Annotated in this window: 13 protein-coding genes; 5 read left to right on the top strand and 8 right to left on the bottom strand. The window is 62.2% G+C overall.

From position 1 onward, the window contains the following. Window positions 1-329 precede the first annotated feature (329 nt). The 5 genes from VSX56_RS17350 (at window position 330) to VSX56_RS17330 (ending at window position 5,569) form a co-directional block, all read left to right on the top strand. Window positions 330-1,922, top strand: coding sequence for an ABC transporter substrate-binding protein (locus VSX56_RS17350; protein WP_350938953.1), 1,593 nt, complete (start codon window positions 330-332; stop codon window positions 1,920-1,922). 67 nt (window positions 1,923-1,989) lie between these two features. Then, window positions 1,990-2,997 carry an ABC transporter permease subunit gene (locus tag VSX56_RS17345; RefSeq protein ID WP_350938917.1) on the top strand — a complete coding sequence of 336 codons (1,008 nt, stop codon included), beginning with the start codon at window positions 1,990-1,992 and terminating at the stop codon, window positions 2,995-2,997. 14 nt (window positions 2,998-3,011) lie between these two features. Beyond that, window positions 3,012-3,893, top strand: a complete 882-nt coding sequence (locus VSX56_RS17340; protein WP_434096052.1) for an ABC transporter permease subunit — start codon at window positions 3,012-3,014, stop codon at window positions 3,891-3,893. A gap of 3 nt (window positions 3,894-3,896) precedes the next feature. Beyond that, window positions 3,897-4,733, top strand: coding sequence for an ABC transporter ATP-binding protein (locus VSX56_RS17335; RefSeq protein WP_350938913.1), 837 nt, complete (start codon window positions 3,897-3,899; stop codon window positions 4,731-4,733). Further along, window positions 4,730-5,569, top strand: coding sequence for an ATP-binding cassette domain-containing protein (locus tag VSX56_RS17330; RefSeq protein ID WP_350938911.1), 840 nt, complete (start codon window positions 4,730-4,732; stop codon window positions 5,567-5,569). The genes VSX56_RS17335 and VSX56_RS17330 overlap by 4 nt, the downstream gene beginning before the upstream one ends. Here the strand turns inward: VSX56_RS17330 and VSX56_RS17325 are convergent, their stop codons facing one another. The 8 genes from VSX56_RS17325 to VSX56_RS17290 form a co-directional block, all read right to left on the bottom strand. Continuing rightward, window positions 5,570-6,919, bottom strand: a complete 1,350-nt coding sequence (locus VSX56_RS17325) for an aspartate aminotransferase family protein (protein WP_350938909.1) — start codon at window positions 6,917-6,919, stop codon at window positions 5,570-5,572. Further along, window positions 6,916-7,986 (bottom strand): phosphotransferase, encoded by a 1,071-nt coding sequence (locus VSX56_RS17320; RefSeq protein ID WP_350938907.1) that lies wholly within the window; start codon window positions 7,984-7,986, stop codon window positions 6,916-6,918. The genes VSX56_RS17325 and VSX56_RS17320 overlap by 4 nt, the downstream gene beginning before the upstream one ends. Before the next feature lie 49 nt (window positions 7,987-8,035). After that, the gene (locus tag VSX56_RS17315) at window positions 8,036-9,457 is read right to left on the bottom strand and encodes an amidase (protein WP_350938905.1); all 1,422 of its coding nucleotides are present in this window, start codon (window positions 9,455-9,457) and stop codon (window positions 8,036-8,038) included. Window positions 9,458-9,461: 4 nt separating this feature from the next. After that, on the bottom strand, window positions 9,462-10,844 hold the full coding sequence (locus VSX56_RS17310; RefSeq protein WP_350938903.1) for an aspartate aminotransferase family protein: 1,383 nt from the start codon (window positions 10,842-10,844) through the stop codon (window positions 9,462-9,464). A 41-nt stretch (window positions 10,845-10,885) separates the two neighbouring features. Further along, window positions 10,886-12,511 (bottom strand): ABC transporter ATP-binding protein, encoded by a 1,626-nt coding sequence (locus VSX56_RS17305; protein ID WP_350938901.1) that lies wholly within the window; start codon window positions 12,509-12,511, stop codon window positions 10,886-10,888. Beyond that, entirely contained in the window at window positions 12,511-13,350 is an 840-nt protein-coding gene (locus VSX56_RS17300; protein WP_350938899.1) for an ABC transporter permease, read from the bottom strand. The genes VSX56_RS17305 and VSX56_RS17300 overlap by 1 nt, the downstream gene beginning before the upstream one ends. Before the next feature lie 11 nt (window positions 13,351-13,361). Next, entirely contained in the window at window positions 13,362-14,330 is a 969-nt protein-coding gene (locus VSX56_RS17295) for an ABC transporter permease (RefSeq protein WP_350938897.1), read from the bottom strand. A gap of 63 nt (window positions 14,331-14,393) precedes the next feature. Continuing rightward, complete coding sequence (locus tag VSX56_RS17290) at window positions 14,394-15,962, bottom strand: ABC transporter substrate-binding protein (RefSeq protein WP_350938895.1); 1,569 nt, start codon at window positions 15,960-15,962, stop codon at window positions 14,394-14,396. Between the last annotated feature and the right edge of the window lie 42 nt (window positions 15,963-16,004).

Genomic DNA, 16,004 nt, shown 5'->3' with positions numbered 1-16,004 from the left:
CCGCCATGCGCCGCGTCCTGTGAGCGCGGTTGATCTCCCCCTTCCCGACGCTAACTGGATATCATGCGCATATGGAGAGGTTCCGTTTGAACGGAAATTCCCGAAATCTTGTCAAATTGGCAAGTTTTGTGATGACCTGCTGCAATATGTCGCAATATAAAATTTTCTTTCACAAAATGCCCCTTTGTAAGCAGATACTCCCTTGCCAGCTTCGATCGAGCCGATATTTTTCCATTGTTGACCGGTAAGTCAAAAAACCGCGAGACCGGACCGCCCCCGCCAATGAGGGACAGGTTCGTCAACGACAGAGAGGGGAAATTATGTCGAAGATGACGCGTAGCCTTTTGGCTGCTTCTGCACTCATGCTCGGGCTTTCGGCACCGGCATTCGCAAAAACCTTTGTATATTGCTCGGAAGCCTCGCCCGAAGGCTTCGATCCGGCGCCCTATACCGCCGGCACCACCTTCGATGCCTCGGCGCATCCGGTCTTCAACCGTCTGGTGGAATTCAAGAAGGGCACGACCGAGATCGAGCCGGGTCTTGCGACCTCATGGGATGTCTCCGATGACGGGCTGACCTATACGTTCCACCTGCGTCCCGATGTGAAATGGCAGTCGGTGGATGGTTACGCGCCCACTCGCACGATGAATGCCGATGACGTTATCTTCAGCTTCGACCGTCAGGGCAATCCCGACAATCCGTGGCATGATTACCTGCCCGGCATCACCTATGAATATTACTCGGCGATGGAGATGGCCGATCTGATCAAGTCCATCGAGAAGGTCGATGACATGACGGTCAAGATCACCCTGACCCGCCCCGAGGCCCCCTTCCTTGCAAACCTCGCCATGCCCTTCATGTCGATCGTATCGAAAGAATATGCCGATACGCTGGCCGAAGACGGCAAACAGGCGCAGTTCAACCAGGTGCCCGTCGGCACCGGCCCCTTCCAGTTCGTGGCCTATCAGCAGGATGCCGTCATCCGTTACAAGAAGAACGCCGACTACTGGGGCACCGCGCCCAAGATCGACGATCTTGTCTTTGCCATCACGCCCGAGGCCTCGGTCCGTCTGCAGCGTCTGCAGGCCAATGAATGCCAGCTGATGCCCTATCCCTCGCCTGCCGATCTGGACGCGATCAAGGCCGACAGCAATCTCAAGCTCGACCAGCAACCAGGCCTGAACGTGGCCTATCTGGCCTATAACACCACCATCGCACCTTTCGATAAGCCCGAGGTCCGCAAGGCCCTGAATATGGCGATCAACAAGCAGGCGATCATCGATGCCGTCTTCCAGGGCGCGGGCGAAGTGGCCAAGAACCCGATCCCGCCGACCATGTGGTCCTATAATGACAGCATCCAGGACGACCCCTATGACCCCGAAAAAGCCAAGCAGATGCTGGCTGATGCGGGCGTGAGCAATCTGGATATGGAGATCTGGGCGATGCCCGTCCAGCGCCCCTATATGCCCAATGCCCGCCGTACCGCCGAACTGATGCAGTCCGATCTGGAGAAGGTGGGCGTGAAGGCCTCGATCGTCTCCTATGAATGGGGCGAGTATCTGAAACGCTCCACCGATCCGGCGCGCAAAGGGGCGGTCATCATGGGCTGGACCGGCGATAATGGCGATCCCGACAACTTCATGGGCGTGCTCCTGAGCTGTGCGGCCACCGGTGATGGCGGCTCGAACCGCGCACAATGGTGCAACGAGGACTTCTCGGAGCTGCTGACCAAGGCCAAAGCCACCACCGATCAGGCCGAGCGCGCCAAGCTCTACGAGCAGGCGCAGGTGATCTTCAAGGAACAGGCCCCGTGGGACACGCTCGCGCATTCCACCCAATATGTGCCGATGCGCGCCAATGTTGAAGGCTTCCAGATGAGCCCTCTGGGGGATTTCACCTTCGAGACCGTCGACCTGAAATAAGCCTCGCGTAAATCCACATCAGGCGCGCGGGAGACCCCTCTCGCGCGCCTCTTTGCAAGGCGATGACATGATCCGCTTCTTCTTCAACAAGCTTCTCTACCTGATCCCGACCCTGATCGGCATCACCATCGTGGCCTTCGGCTTCGTGCGGGTGCTGCCGGGCGATCCGGTCACCCTTCTGGCGGGCGAGCGCGGGATCACCCCCGAACGCCATGCCGAGCTCGCGGCCCAGCTGGGCTTCGACCGGCCCGTCTGGGCGCAATATCTCGATTTCCTCTGGCGGCTTCTGCATGGCGATTTCGGCAATTCGATCGTCACCAAACAGCCCGTGCTGAGCGAATTCCTGCAGCTCTTCCCTGCCACCGTCGAGCTGTCGCTCTGCGCGATTATCCTTGCCACGCTGATCGGCGTGCCGGTGGGGGTGCTGGCGGCCGTCAAACGCGGCAGCTGGTTCGACCAGATCTCGATGACCACGGCCCTTGTGGGCTTCTCGATGCCGATCTTCTGGTGGGGCCTTCTGCTGATCATCTTCTTCTCGGGAACGCTCGGCTGGACGCCCGTTTCGGGCCGGATGTCGCTGATGTTCTATTTCGACACGCCCACGGGGTTCATGCTGATCGATAGCCTCCTGTCGGGACAGGACGGCGCGTTCACCTCGGCGCTCTCGCATCTGATCCTGCCCTCTGTCGTGCTGGGGACCATTCCGCTGGCGGTCATCGCGCGGCAGACCCGCTCGGCCATGCTCGAGGTGATGGGCGAGGATTACGTCCGCACCGCCCGCGCCAAGGGTATGTCGGGCCGACGCGTTGTCATGGTCCATGCGCTGCGCAATGCGATGGTGCCGGTGGTGACCACGATCGGGCTGCAGATCGGCCTTCTGATGGCCGGAGCCATCCTGACCGAGACGATCTTCAGCTGGCCCGGTGTGGGCAAATGGATGATCGATTCCATCTCGCGGCGCGACTATCCGGTCGTGCAATCGGGTCTGCTGCTGATCGCGGGGATCGTGATGATCGTGAACCTGATCGTCGATCTGACCTATGGCCTCATCAATCCGAGGATCCGTCACAAATGAGCACTACTCTCCAGATGACCGACGGCCAGATCCGCCGCAAAATGATCGCGGATTTCTGGCATGATTTCCGCCGCAACAAGGGCGCGGTGGTGGGGCTTTGCGTCTTTGCGCTGATGGTTCTGATTGCCGTCTTCGCGCCGCTGATCGCGCCCCATGACGCAACAATGCAATATCGCGACGCCCTTCTTGTGCCGCCCTCATGGTCCGAAGGCGGCCAGTCCGAATTCCTTCTGGGCACCGATGCCGTGGGACGAGACATGCTCTCGCGCCTGATCTACGGCTCGCGCTATTCGCTGCTCATCGGCGTGGTTGTGGTGCTGGTCGCGCTTTCGGGCGGGATTATTCTTGGCCTTCTGGCCGGCTTCTTCGGCGGTTGGGTCGATACCGTGATCATGCGGATAATGGATATCATCCTGGCCTTCCCCTCGCTTCTGCTGGCACTGGTGCTGGTGGCAATCCTGGGGCCGGGCCTGACCAATGCGATGATCGCCATCGCCATCGTCTACCAACCGCATTTCGCCCGCCTCACTCGCGCCGCGGTCATGGGCGAGAAATCGCGTGATTATGTAGTGGCGGCGCGGATGGCAGGCGCAGGGCCTCTGCGGCTGATGCTGAAAACCATCCTGCCCAATTGCCTCGCGCCCCTCATCGTGCAGGCGACGCTGTCATTTTCGTCCGCCGTGCTCGATGCCGCCGCCCTGGGCTTTCTTGGCATGGGCGCACAGCCGCCCTCGCCCGAATGGGGCACCATGCTGGCCGAGGCGCGCGAGTTCATTTTGCGGGCATGGTGGGTGGTCACCTTCCCCGGTCTGGCGATCCTGATCTCGGTGCTGGCGATCAACCTGATGGGCGACGGGCTGCGCGATGCCCTTGACCCGAAACTGAAACGGAGCTGATCCATGGCACTGCTATCCATCAAGAACCTGACGGTCAGCTTCGCCACCTCATCGGGGCCCTTCAAGGCCGTGGACGGGATCGACGCCTATGTCGATGCCGGCGAGGTTCTGGCCATTGTGGGCGAGAGTGGCTCGGGCAAATCGGTCTCGATGCTGGCAGTGATGGGGCTTTTGCCCGACACCGCCACCGTCACCGCCGACGAGATGACCTATGACGGGCGCGACCTGTTGCATATGTCAAAGGCCGAACGCCGCCGCCTGATCGGGCGCGAGATCACGATGATCTTCCAGGAGCCCATCGCCTCGCTCAACCCCGCCTTTACGGTGGGCTTCCAGATCGAGGAAGTGCTGCGGATCAACAAGGGTCTGGGCAGGCGCGAGGCGCGCGCGCAGGCAATCCACCTGTTCGAACAGGTGGGCATCCCCGAGCCGGAGGTAAAGATCGACGCCTATCCGCACCAGATGTCGGGCGGCCAATGCCAGCGGGTGATGATCGCGATGGCGATCGCCACCGGCCCGAAGCTGCTGATCGCCGATGAGCCGACGACCGCGCTTGATGTGACGATCCAGAAGCAGATCCTCGATCTGTTGATGGAGTTGCAGGAGGCGCATGGGATGGGGCTGATCCTGATCACCCATGATATGGGGGTGGTGGCCGAGACCGCCGACCGCGTGATGGTGCAATATAAGGGGCGCAAGATGGAAGAGGCCGAGGTGCTCTCGCTCTTCGAGGCGCCGCAACATCCCTACACGAAGGCGCTTTTCTCGGCACTGCCGGAACTGGCCACGGGCGACAGGCTGCCCACGGTCTCGGATTATTATACGGAGGCAGGCGCATGAGCACAGTCGTTGCAGGGCGCGGCCTGACGCAGGATTACCATGTGTCGGGCGGTCTTCTAGGCCGCGCGAAGACCGTGCGCGCCGTGAAAGGCGTCGATTTCGCCGTCGAGAAGGGCAAGACGCTGGCCATCGTGGGCGAGAGTGGCTCGGGTAAATCCACCTTGGCGCGGATCATCGCGCTGATCGATGCGCAATCGGGTGGCACGCTGGAGATCGGCGGAGAGGCTGTCGACATCTCGAAACGCAAGCCTGACCACAAGTTGCGCTCGATGGTGCAGATGGTCTTCCAGAACCCCTACGGGTCTTTGAACCCGCGCCAGAAGGTAGGCGATTGCCTGACCGAGCCGCTTCTGCTGAACACCAAATTCAGCGGCAAGGAACGGCGCGAGAAAGCCGAGGCGATGCTGGAAAAGGTCGGGCTGCAGGCCGCGCATTTCAACCGCTATCCCCATATGTTCTCGGGCGGGCAGCGCCAGCGGATCGCCATTGCGCGGGCGCTCATGCTCAACCCCGAGCTACTGGTGCTGGACGAGGCGGTCTCGGCGCTCGATCTTTCGGTGCAGGCGCAGGTGCTGAACCTGCTCGCCGATCTGCAGGAAGAGCTGGGCCTGACCTATGTCTTCATCAGCCACGATCTGTCGGTCGTGCGCTATATCGCCGATGAGGTGATGGTAATGAACAAGGGGGAGGCGGTCGAGCAGGCCTCGCGCGATGCGATCTTTAGCGACCCACAGCATCCCTACACCCGCCAGCTCTTTGCCGCCACGCCCGTCACCGATCTGGAGGCCATTCGGGCACGGGTGGCGCGCAGGAAGGCCCGCGCGCCCGTTCTGTGATCAGATCTCCCTCAGCGCGGCCTCGACCGTGCTGAGGAGCCGGTCAACATGGCGCGCATTGAAAATCAGCGGGGGGCGGATCTTGAGGATATTCGCCCCCGGCCCCGTTGAGGAAATCAGCACGCCCTTCTGACGCATCAGATTGACGCAGGCGGTCGCCGTCGCGGCATCGGGGGTCTTAGCCGCGTGATCGGTCACGAACTCGCAAGCCACATACATCCCCACACCGCGCACATCGCCGATACGCTCGTCCTCCAGGCTGCGCAGGCCCGCGCGGATGGCGTCCCCCATGGCAACAGCATTGGCCATCAGGTTGTCGTCACGGATCGTGTCAAAGACGGCGCGGGCTGCCGCCACCGCCACCGTATTCCCCCCGAATGTGTTGAAATAGCGCAGATCCTGCCCGAAGGGGGCCACGACCTCGTGGCGCACGGCAATGCCGGCCACCGGATAGCCATTGCCCATTGGCTTGCCCATGGTGACGATCTCGGGGTCGATGCCAAGGCGCTGATAGCCCCACATCGCCTCGCCCGAGCGGCCAAAGCCCGATTGCACCTCATCGGCGATCATGATGCCGCCATGGGCGCGCACCACCTCGGCCACGGGCGCCAGAAGCCCTTTCGGGTCGGAATAGATGCCATCGGAGGAAAACAGGCTGTCGGCGATGAAACAGGCGATGCCATCGCCATGGCGCTCCAGATCCTCGATCTGCGCCTTCACCTCTGCCGCCATCTGCGCACCCAAGGTTGCCACATCGCGGCGGTAGCTGTCAGGCGCGGCCACGCGGCGCACCCATGTGCCCAAGGGCGATTTCGCGCCCAGCGAGGGCGAATAGCCCGCCGTCAGATGCGAGGTGCCGTGATAGGCCTCGGAGGTGATGATCACCCCGCGTTTGCCGGTTTTGTGCATCGCGATGCGGGTTGCCAGATCATTGGCCTCGGACCCCGTGCAGGTGAACATCATATGGCCGTTCTCCGCGATCTGCCCGCCTAAGCTCGGCAGCATTTCCTCGGCCAGATCAAGGATCCCGTCCTGCACATAGCGCGTATGGGTGCATAGCCGCCCCATCTGGGCCGAGACCGCCTCGACCACGCGGGGATGGGCGTGGCCCAGCGAGACCACATTGTTATAAGCGTCGAGATAATCGCGCCCATCGGGGTCATAGAGATAGGCGCCCTCGCCACGTTCGACCGTCAGGGGATCTTGATAGAACAGCCGGTAGGCCGGGCCCAGCAGGCGCGCGCGGCGCTCGATACGCTCGGCCAGCGCGGGGGCAAGATCGGCAGCTTTGGACGGGTCGAACCCGTTGACCATACCGATGGCGGGTTTGGATAGGGTATCGATGCTCATGAGCCTCTCCGGAATTCGGGACGGGCGCGCAGGATCGCTTCAACCTCAGCGGTCGGGCGCGCAAGAAACCATTGGAGCTGCGCCCAGCTGGGCGCGGCATTGCGTAGGATATAGGGGGCATTCTCGGGCATGAGCGCTGCGCGATACTGGGTCATTACCGCCCGCACCAGCACCCGCGCCATGACCATATGCGGGATGATGGCCAGCTCTTCATCGCTCAACGGCGCCCGTTCCAGATAGCCCGCAAGCACCGGATAGGCGTTGGCGAAGATATCCTGATCGGGGGTGAACGCCTTCAGGATCTGCCCCATCAGCGCCACCGCAAGATCAATCGCCACCGCCGATTCCACAACATCTCCGAAATCGATCACCCCCGTCACATGGCCCGTTTCGGGATCGGCCACGATATTGGAGGCGTAGAAATCGTTATGCACCACCTGCCGCGGCAGCGCCGGAATGCGGTGTGCCACCTCGGCCAGCCGCGCGAAGGCCTCACCGGCCAGTGCCTGATGACGGGGCGGCAGGCTGACCTCGCCCAGAAGGGGCCTCAGCCGCATCACATGTTGCACATCCCAAACCAGCTGGCGGCTCTGATGGGGATGGCGGAAGCCACCTAGGGCAAGACGCAGCTCGGCCAGCACCCGCCCGATCTCGGGCAGGGTCTCGGTACGGGTTTCCATCATGTCCAAGGGTGTGCCTTCAACGAAACTGAGCAGCCGGTAGAACCGCCCCGAGGCCGGCTCGCGCAGCATCCCCTCGCCCGTTCTGGCACGGATCAGACGCGGCGCGGGCCGGGTAAAATGCTCCGCAAGATGATCCAGTACCGCGTTCTGCAGATCAAGTTCACCCTGCGTCTCGTCGGGATTGGCGATCTTCAGGATATAGCGGCCCTCTGACGCGCTGATCAGATAGGTATCGTCCTTCTCGGTCTCGAGCCGCTTCATCGCCCCCGAGATCCCGTAAGCCTCTTGGCACAGGCGGGCGGCCTCATGGGGGCCGATACGGGTAAAGCGCGTGGCCAGCCCCCCCTGCCCCGCAAAGCGAAGCGCGTCATTCAGATCTGTCATGTCACTCTCCGGCTCCGGCCCGCCCCGCATCGGGACGGGCCAAGAGCTATCAGCTTCGCGGCGCGCTCACAAATGGTGTCGGATGAGCGGACTGATAGGCAGCCGCCAACGCCAGCACCACCTCGTCCTCGAACCAGCGGCCCACGAATTGCAACCCGATCGGCAGGCCATCGGCATCGAAGCCGCAATTGACCGATACGGCAGGCTGCTCGGTCATGTTGAACGGATAGGTGAAAGGCGACCAGTCGGTCCATTCCGTCATCCCCGAGCCGGGCGGCACATCGACACCCGCCTCAAAGGCGGTCAGCGGCATGGTGGGCAGCATCAGCGCATCATAGCGTTCATGGAACTTGGCCATGGTCACCTTCAGCTGGGCGCGGACCTGATCGGCAGCGATGAAATCGCGCGCGCTCAGGAGGCGGCCCTGTTCGGTGATCGATACGAAACCGGGATCCATTCTGGCGATCTGCTCGGGGCTAGGGTTGACCTGCTCGACCGCCCAGGCCTGAGCGGCATACCACAGATCCAGAAGCGCCTGCTGAGGGCTGGCAAAACCGGGATCGGCTTCTTCGACAATCGCGCCCAGATCGGCCATGGCCCTCGCGGCACGGTCGACGGCCTCGGCCACGGCAGGGGCCACGGGCGCGCCATCCAGCGTGCGGGCATAGGCGATACGCATCCCCTTGATCGAGCGGCGTGTGGCGGCGGCGAAATCGGGCACATCCTTGGGCGAGCGGCCATAAAGCGCATTCACCGAAGGGCCGGACACCGCATTGAGAAACAGCCCGCTATCCTCGACGGTGCGGGTCAGCGGACCACGATGGGCAAGCTCGAAAAGGCCTGTGGGTGCGGTCGAAGGCACCCAGCCGAAGGTCGGCTTGATCCCGAAGACCCCGCAGAAGGACGAAGGGATACGGATCGAGCCCGCCCCGTCCGAGCCCTCATGCAGCACGCCCATATTGAGCGCCGCAGCCACGGCCGCACCGCCCGAAGAGCCCCCCGAGGCACGCGCGGTGTTCCACGGATTGAGTGTGTTGCCGCCCTCTGGTCCATGGGTCAGACCTTTCCAGCCGAATTCCGGCGAGGCGGTGGTGCCAAGGATCGGCGTGCCTGCCTGACGCAGCTTGGTGACGATCTCCAGATCGGTCGGAGACGGGTCCTTCTCACCCAGAACCGAGCCCTTGCGGAACGGAATGCCCTTCACGCGGGTGAGTTCCTTGATGGTGGCAGGCACCCCGTCGATGGGCGAGAGCGGCTCGCCTTTGGCCCAGCGGGCCTCCGAGGCGCGCGCCTCGGACAGCGCCTCCTCGGCCACCACATAGACGAAGGCGTTGACGTCGCCGTCAAACCGTTCGATCCGGTCGAGCGCGGCCTGCACCGCCTCGACGGGCGACGCCTCTTTGGCCGCATAAGCGCGGGTCAGTTCGGTGGCGCTCATCTCGCCCAGATCGGTTTTGTCGATCACATCCATAATGTTACGCCTCCTCAAGCACGCTGCGGGCCAGATCGGTCTCGGCCAGCGCATCCAGCGCGCGTTTCATCGCCGCCATCATCTCGTCCACCTGCTCGGCGGTAATGATCATCGGCGGGCACAAGCAGATCGCATCCCCGATGGCCCGCACGATCAGCCCTTCTTCCAGCAGGCAGGCTTGCGCCGCCTGACCCATCTGGCCAACTTTCTCCGTGCCCTTCAGCTCGAGTGCGCCGATCAGCCCCAGACCGCGCGACCAGAGCGCCATCGGATGGCTCTCGAGCGCCTTCAATCCTGCCAGAAACTGGCCTTCAAGGCGGGCGGCATTGCCCACCAGATCGCGTTCCTCGATGATCTTGATATTCTCGAGGCCCACAGCCGTGGCAACGGGGTGGCCCGAGGCGGTATAGCCATGGCCGAACACGCCCAGACGGTGGCTTTCATCCGCGATGGGATTGTAGAACTCATCGCTCATCAGGATCGCGGAAAGCGGCATATAGGACGAGGAGATCTGCTTCGAGGTCACCATCACATCGGGAGTGATCCCGAAGGTCTCGCAGGCAAACATCTTCCCCGTCCGGCCAAAGCCGCAGATGACCTCATCGGCCACCAGAAGGATGTCATATTTGCGCAAAACCGCCTGAATGGCCTCCCAATAGCCTTCGGGCGGCACGATCACGCCACCTGCGCCCATCACCGGCTCGCCAAACATGGCGGCAATCGTCTCGGGGCCTTCTTTCAGGATCAGCTCTTCGAGCGCCTCCGCCATACGGGCAGAGAATTGCTCTTCGGTCTCGCCGTCCAGATGGTCGCGCGGATAATCGGGCGTGAGCGTATGGATCATCCGGTCGAGCGGCAGATCGAAGCTGCCGTGATTGGCCGGAATACCGGTGACCGAGCCTGCCGCGATCGTCACCCCGTGATAGCCCTTCACCCGCCCGATGATCTTCTTCTTCTCGGGCAGACCCAGCGCATTCGAGCGATACCAGATCATCTTCACGACCAGATCATTGGCCTCGGATCCCGAGGAGGTGAAATGCACCTTCGTTAGATGCGCGGGCGAGATCTGCACAAGTTTCTCCGCCAGATCGACCGAAGGGCCATGCGCCTTGTAGTTGAAGCTGTGGTAATAGGGCAGTTTCTGCATCTGCGCATAGGCCACATCGGCCAGACGCTTCTCGTTGAAGCCCACAGCCACCGACCAGAGCCCTGCAAGCCCCTCGATATAGCGCTTGCCCGACTGGTCGAAGACATAGATGCCCTCGCCACGGTCGATGATCAGCCCGCCTTTTTCCTCATAGACCCGCAAATCGACCGAGGGGTGGAACTGATAGGCAATATCGCGGGCCTCGATGGAATTGGGCGCAATGGTTTTCGATTGAGACATCTTTGTCGTCCTTGGTTCCGGCGCCTTAGCGCCATAAGATTTCAGCTGAAGGCCAGATCCCAGTCCTTGCCGGGAATGGCCTCGATCAGAGAGCGTGTGTAGGGGTGCTGGGGGGCGTCGAACACTTGCGCGCCCGGCCCGATCTCGACGCAACGGCCCTTTTGCATGACCATCACCCTATCACAGATCTGGGCGGCCACGCGCAGATCATGGGTGATGAACACAAGGCTGAGGCCCAGCTCGCGTTTGAGCTCTTCCAGCAGCTCCAGCACCTGCGCCTGAATCGACACATCAAGCGCCGAGACCGCCTCATCGGCCACGATGATCTCGGGTTTCAGCGCGAGCGCACGGGCAATCCCGATCCGCTGGCGCTGCCCGCCCGAGAATTCATGCGGGAAGCGTTTCGCCGATCCGGGAAGGCCCACGCGGGCCAGAAGCGCCTCGGCCTCGGCCAAAGCCTGTTTGGGCGGCGTGCCATGGGCGATGGGGCCATCGGCAATCGTCTGCCCCACGCGGATACGCGGGTTGAGCGAGGAAAACGGGTCCTGAAAGATCATCTGCACACGGGCGCGCAGCTCTTGCAATGCGGGGCCTGTGGCATGGGTCATATCCTGCCCGTCCAGCACCATCCGGCCCGCATCCAAATCCTGCAGCTTCACCAGGCAGCGGCCCAGAGAGGATTTCCCCGAACCGCTTTCACCAACAATCCCAAGGGTTTCACCGCGTCCGATGGTGACGGTGATATCCTTCACCGCCTCGACCACACGGGCCTTGCGGAACATGCCGCCGCCTGTGCGATAGGTCTTGCACGCGCCTTCCACCTGCATCAGGGGCGGGCGTTCGGGGCATGCTGCCCGTCCTGCGCGCAGCTTCGGGATCGCATCGATCAGCCCGATCGTATAGGGGTGCTCGGGGTGGTGGAGAACCTTCTCGGCGGGGCCTTCCTCGACCACGCGGCCCAGTTTCATCACCGTCACATAATCGGCGATCTCCGCCACCACGCCGAAATCATGGGTGATGAACATCACCGCCATGTTGCGGCTTTGCTGGAGGTTGCGGATGAGCTCAAGGATCTGCGCCTGCGTGGTCACATCGAGCGCGGTGGTGGGCTCGTCTGCCACCAGAACCTCCGGCTCGAGGGCCAGCGCCATGGCGATCACCACCCGCTGACGCTGCCCGCCCGAGAGCTGGTGCGGATAGGCCCTCGCTGCGCGTTTGGGGTCGGGCAGACCCACCTCGGTCAGCAGATCCAGCGCACGGGCACGACGCTCGGAGGGCCGCAAGAGGCCATGCGCCTCGAAGACCTCCGCAATCTGATCTTCGATCCGCATCAGCGGATTGAGCGCCGACATCGGTTCCTGAAAGATCATCGCGACGCGCTTACCGCGCAGAGCGCGCATTTCGGCCTCGGTGACACCCACAAGATCCTGATCGCCCAGCCGGATGCGACCATCATTGACGCGCAGCCCCTCGGGCAGGAGCCCCATCAGCGCATTGGCCGACATCGATTTGCCAGAACCGCTTTCGCCCACCACGCACAGGATCTTCCCGGGCCAGAGATCGAAGCTCACGCGGTCCACCGCATAGAGACGGTCGGCCCCTTCGGGCAGCGCGATCTTCAGCCCCTCGATGCGCACCGCAGGTTTGGTCATGGTTGCATCCAGCATCACGCTCTCCTTTTGGCAAGGCGCGGGTTGAGGGCGTCGTTGAGGCCCTCGCCGATCAAGTTGAAGGCCAGAACCGTCAGCAGGATTGCCACTCCGGGGAAGAAGCTGATCCACCAAGCCTGATTGAGCACGGTCCGCCCCGCGCCGATGATATAGCCCCAGCTCATGATATTCGGATCTCCCAAGCCCATGAAATCCAGAGCGCTTTCCGTCAGGATCGCGGTGGCCACCATCATCGAGGCCAGCACGATTACCGGAGAGATGGTGTTGGGCAGAATCTGGCGGCGGATGATGGTCAGACCCGACTGGCCCGAAAGCTGCGCGGCCTCGATAAACTCCCGGTGGCGCAGCGCCATGACCTCGCCGCGCAAGAGACGCGCCACGGGCGGCCAGCTGACAAGGGCGATGGCGGTGATGATCGACCAGATCGAGGGCTCGAAGATCGCCACCAGCACCACGGCAAAGGCGAAGGAAGGGATCACTTGGAAGAACTCGGTGATGCGCGAGAGGACATCATCCACCCAGCCGCCGAAATAGCCCGCCAGCGCCCCGATCGGGATACCGATGGCCAGACTGACCACTGTGGAGATCACCCCCACCAGCAGCGACACATAGGCCCCATGCGCCAGCCCCGAGGCGATATCACGGCCCAGAGTATCGGTGCCCAGAGGCGTCATCTGGTCCTGGAACGGCGCCACGAAGGGCATGTTGACCATATCCCAGGGCGAGGTCGGAAAGAGGAAGGGCGCAAGGATCGAACCCAGCAGCACCACGGCCAGAATGACGAGCCCCACAACCGCGCCGCGATTGCTTGCATAGGCTTTCCAGAAATCTTTCATCGCATGCTCCTTCAGGCCAGCCGGATACGCGGATCGACCACGCGGTAGACGAGATCGGTGAAGAGGTTGAACAGCAGCACCAGCGCCGCCGAGACGGTGAACACGCCCAGAAGCAGGTTGTAATCGCGGCTCTGGAGCGCCTCGAACATCAGCCGCCCGATGCCGGGCCAGGCAAAGACCGTCTCGATCAGCACCGCGCCGCCGACCAACTGGCCCGCATGCAGACCCGCAAGCGTCACCACCGGCAGGATCGCGTTGCGCAGCACATGGCGGCGCTGGATCACCGAAGACTTCAGCCCCTTGGCGCGGGCGGTTTTCACGAAATCGAGCCGGTTGACCTCGAGCATCGAGGCGCGGGTGATACGCACATAGGTCGCCATGAAGAACAGCCCCAGCGTCACCGCAGGCAGCACGAGGTGTTGGGCGATATCCCATGCGCGGGCGAGACCCGTGTAGTTTGATGCCGCCGTCTCGTAACCGAAGGCCGGAAACCAGCCGAAATTAACAGAGAAAAGCAGCACCGCCATCAGCGCCATCCAGAAGAGCGGCGTGGCATAGAACAAAAGCGCGACGGTGGAGATGATGCTGTCGGACCAGCGACCCTGACGGGCTGCGGCCACCACACCTGCCAACACACCGAAGGCCAGCGAAATGACGAAGGCCGAGATCGACAGGATCAGCGTGGCCGGCAGCCGATCGAGGATCAGCGAGGCGACGCTCGCCTGCTGGCGGTAGGAATAGCCCAGATCGCCTTGCGCGAAATGCGCCAGATAGGTCCAGAGCTGCACATAGAACGGCTGGTCCAGCCCGAACTGGCGGCGCAGGTCCTCGATGAATTGCGGGTCGGCGTCACCGGCCTCGCCCGCCATTACCAGCGCGGGATCGCCGGGGGCCATATGGATCAGACAGAAATTCAGGACGGTAATGGCGAAGAGGATGATCACGATCTTCACCACGCGCCCGATCAGGAAACGTAGCATGAGAGGGAGGCTCGTTTTGGTCGGGGGGGGGGGTCCGGGCGCGCGTGGCGCCCGGCAAATATGTTACTTCTCGATCCAGGTGTCGCCCAGCGAATTGCCAATACCGAGGCCGGTATTCACCAGATCATGGACCTTGCAATCATAAAGCGTGGGGAAGCTGAGCTCCTGCAGCCATGCCACCGGCACATCTTCCTGCAGCTTGGTCTGGATCTTGGTGTAAAGCGCCTGACGCTCGTCGTCACTTGCCGCGACCGCCGCCTCATCGAACCATTTGTCGATATCGGCATTGGAATAGCCCTCGACATTGGCAAAGGGATTGCCCTTTGTGATCTGGCTCGTGATGTAGTTACGCGCAACCCCCAGAGCCGGATCGCCATTCTCGTAGAGATAGGTAAAGGCGATATCGTAATCCCATTGCGAGGTCTTCTGGTTCCAGCCCGCCACATCGGTGGATTCGATCTCGACCGGAATACCGACCGCCGAGAGGTTCTGTTTCACCACCTCGGCCCAGCGTTGCCACGTCTCACCGTAAGGCAGCGGCAACAGGCGCAGCGGCTTGCCGTCATAGCCGATCTCCTTCAGGAGCTCTTTGGCCTTTTTCGGATCGTAGTCATATTGCGGATCGACCTTGTCATAGAAGGGGATGGTCGAGGTAATCGGGCCGCTGGCCACCTTGCCATAGCCATTCCAGACGACTTTCTGCATCAGGGGGCGGTTGAGCGCATACATGACCGCCTGACGGAACTTCACGTTATCCATCGGCGCGGTTCGATTATTGAGCCACAGGAAGGACATGGGCGCGTTATATTCCCATCCCTTCTCGGTGGTGCACACGCCCTCTTCCTTGGCCAGACGCGGAATGTCGAAGTTTTCCACCGAGCCCCCCGGCAGGACCGAAACGGTGCGGGTCTCGAAGGCGGTTGCACGCGAGGCGGCATCGGGGACAACGTGATAGACGACCTCATCCAGATGCGGCTTGCCCGCCGCCCAGTAATCGGGGTTTTTCACCAGATCGATATAGGCGCCCTTTTTCCATTCCTTCAGCTCGAACGGACCGGTGCCCACGGGGTTGTCGTTATTGGGGTTCTTGGCGAAATCGGTGCCCTCGTAGAGATGGGCAGGGATCATCGGCGCCAGCGTATAGGCGAAGGACCGGATGAACGGACCATAGGGCGCATTCAGCTTGAAGACCACCGTATGGTCATCGGGAGCATCGATAGTCTCGACATGGCGCATGACCTCGCGCCATTTCGGGTTGGTCTCGGGGAGAAGCTTGGTGAAGGTGAACATCGCGTCCTTCGACGAGAAGGGTTCGCCATCCGAGAATTTCACGCCCTGACGCAGATGGAACGTATAGGTCAACGCGTCATCGGAGACCTCCCAGCTCTCGGCCAGAGAGGGCATCGGCTCGAGTTTGTCATTATAACGCAAGAGGCCTTCATAGATCGAACCCGCCACCAGAAGGCTCGGACCATTGGTAGTAATGCCGATAAAGAGGCTGGGCGGTTCGGGCTGCACGACCAGATCGAGACGTCCACCCTCGACGGGGATATCCTGCGCGGTAGCAACACCGGCGCTCAGGCAAAGCGATAGCGCCAACGCTCCTCGGCGGAGCGCAGTAGAATAAATCATGGTTTGGACCTTCCTGTTGATATGGCCGTGTGGTCCGGCCTT

The organism is Thioclava kandeliae, assembly GCF_040297545.1.
GTDB classification, from domain to species: Bacteria; Pseudomonadota; Alphaproteobacteria; order Rhodobacterales; family Rhodobacteraceae; genus Thioclava; species Thioclava kandeliae.
Note: the sequence above shows the minus strand (reverse complement) of the source record. Positions and strands in the feature narration are given on the sequence as shown.

Excerpts from the sequence above, each read along its gene's own strand:
- VSX56_RS17350 (WP_350938953.1), top strand. The coding sequence starts at position 330 with ATGACGCGTAGCCTTTTGGCTGCTTCTGCACTCATGCTCGGGCTTTCG.
- VSX56_RS17345 (WP_350938917.1), top strand. The coding sequence starts at position 1,990 with ATGATCCGCTTCTTCTTCAACAAGCTTCTCTACCTGATCCCGACCCTG.
- VSX56_RS17340 (WP_434096052.1), top strand. The coding sequence starts at position 3,012 with ATGACCGACGGCCAGATCCGCCGCAAAATGATCGCGGATTTCTGGCAT.
- VSX56_RS17335 (WP_350938913.1), top strand. The coding sequence starts at position 3,897 with ATGGCACTGCTATCCATCAAGAACCTGACGGTCAGCTTCGCCACCTCA.
- VSX56_RS17330 (WP_350938911.1), top strand. The coding sequence starts at position 4,730 with ATGAGCACAGTCGTTGCAGGGCGCGGCCTGACGCAGGATTACCATGTG.
- VSX56_RS17325 (WP_350938909.1), bottom strand. The coding sequence starts at position 6,919 with ATGAGCATCGATACCCTATCCAAACCCGCCATCGGTATGGTCAACGGG.
- VSX56_RS17320 (WP_350938907.1), bottom strand. The coding sequence starts at position 7,986 with ATGACAGATCTGAATGACGCGCTTCGCTTTGCGGGGCAGGGGGGGCTG.
- VSX56_RS17315 (WP_350938905.1), bottom strand. The coding sequence starts at position 9,457 with ATGGATGTGATCGACAAAACCGATCTGGGCGAGATGAGCGCCACCGAA.
- VSX56_RS17310 (WP_350938903.1), bottom strand. The coding sequence starts at position 10,844 with ATGTCTCAATCGAAAACCATTGCGCCCAATTCCATCGAGGCCCGCGAT.
- VSX56_RS17305 (WP_350938901.1), bottom strand. The coding sequence starts at position 12,511 with ATGCTGGATGCAACCATGACCAAACCTGCGGTGCGCATCGAGGGGCTG.
- VSX56_RS17300 (WP_350938899.1), bottom strand. The coding sequence starts at position 13,350 with ATGAAAGATTTCTGGAAAGCCTATGCAAGCAATCGCGGCGCGGTTGTG.
- VSX56_RS17295 (WP_350938897.1), bottom strand. The coding sequence starts at position 14,330 with ATGCTACGTTTCCTGATCGGGCGCGTGGTGAAGATCGTGATCATCCTC.
- VSX56_RS17290 (WP_350938895.1), bottom strand. The coding sequence starts at position 15,962 with ATGATTTATTCTACTGCGCTCCGCCGAGGAGCGTTGGCGCTATCGCTT.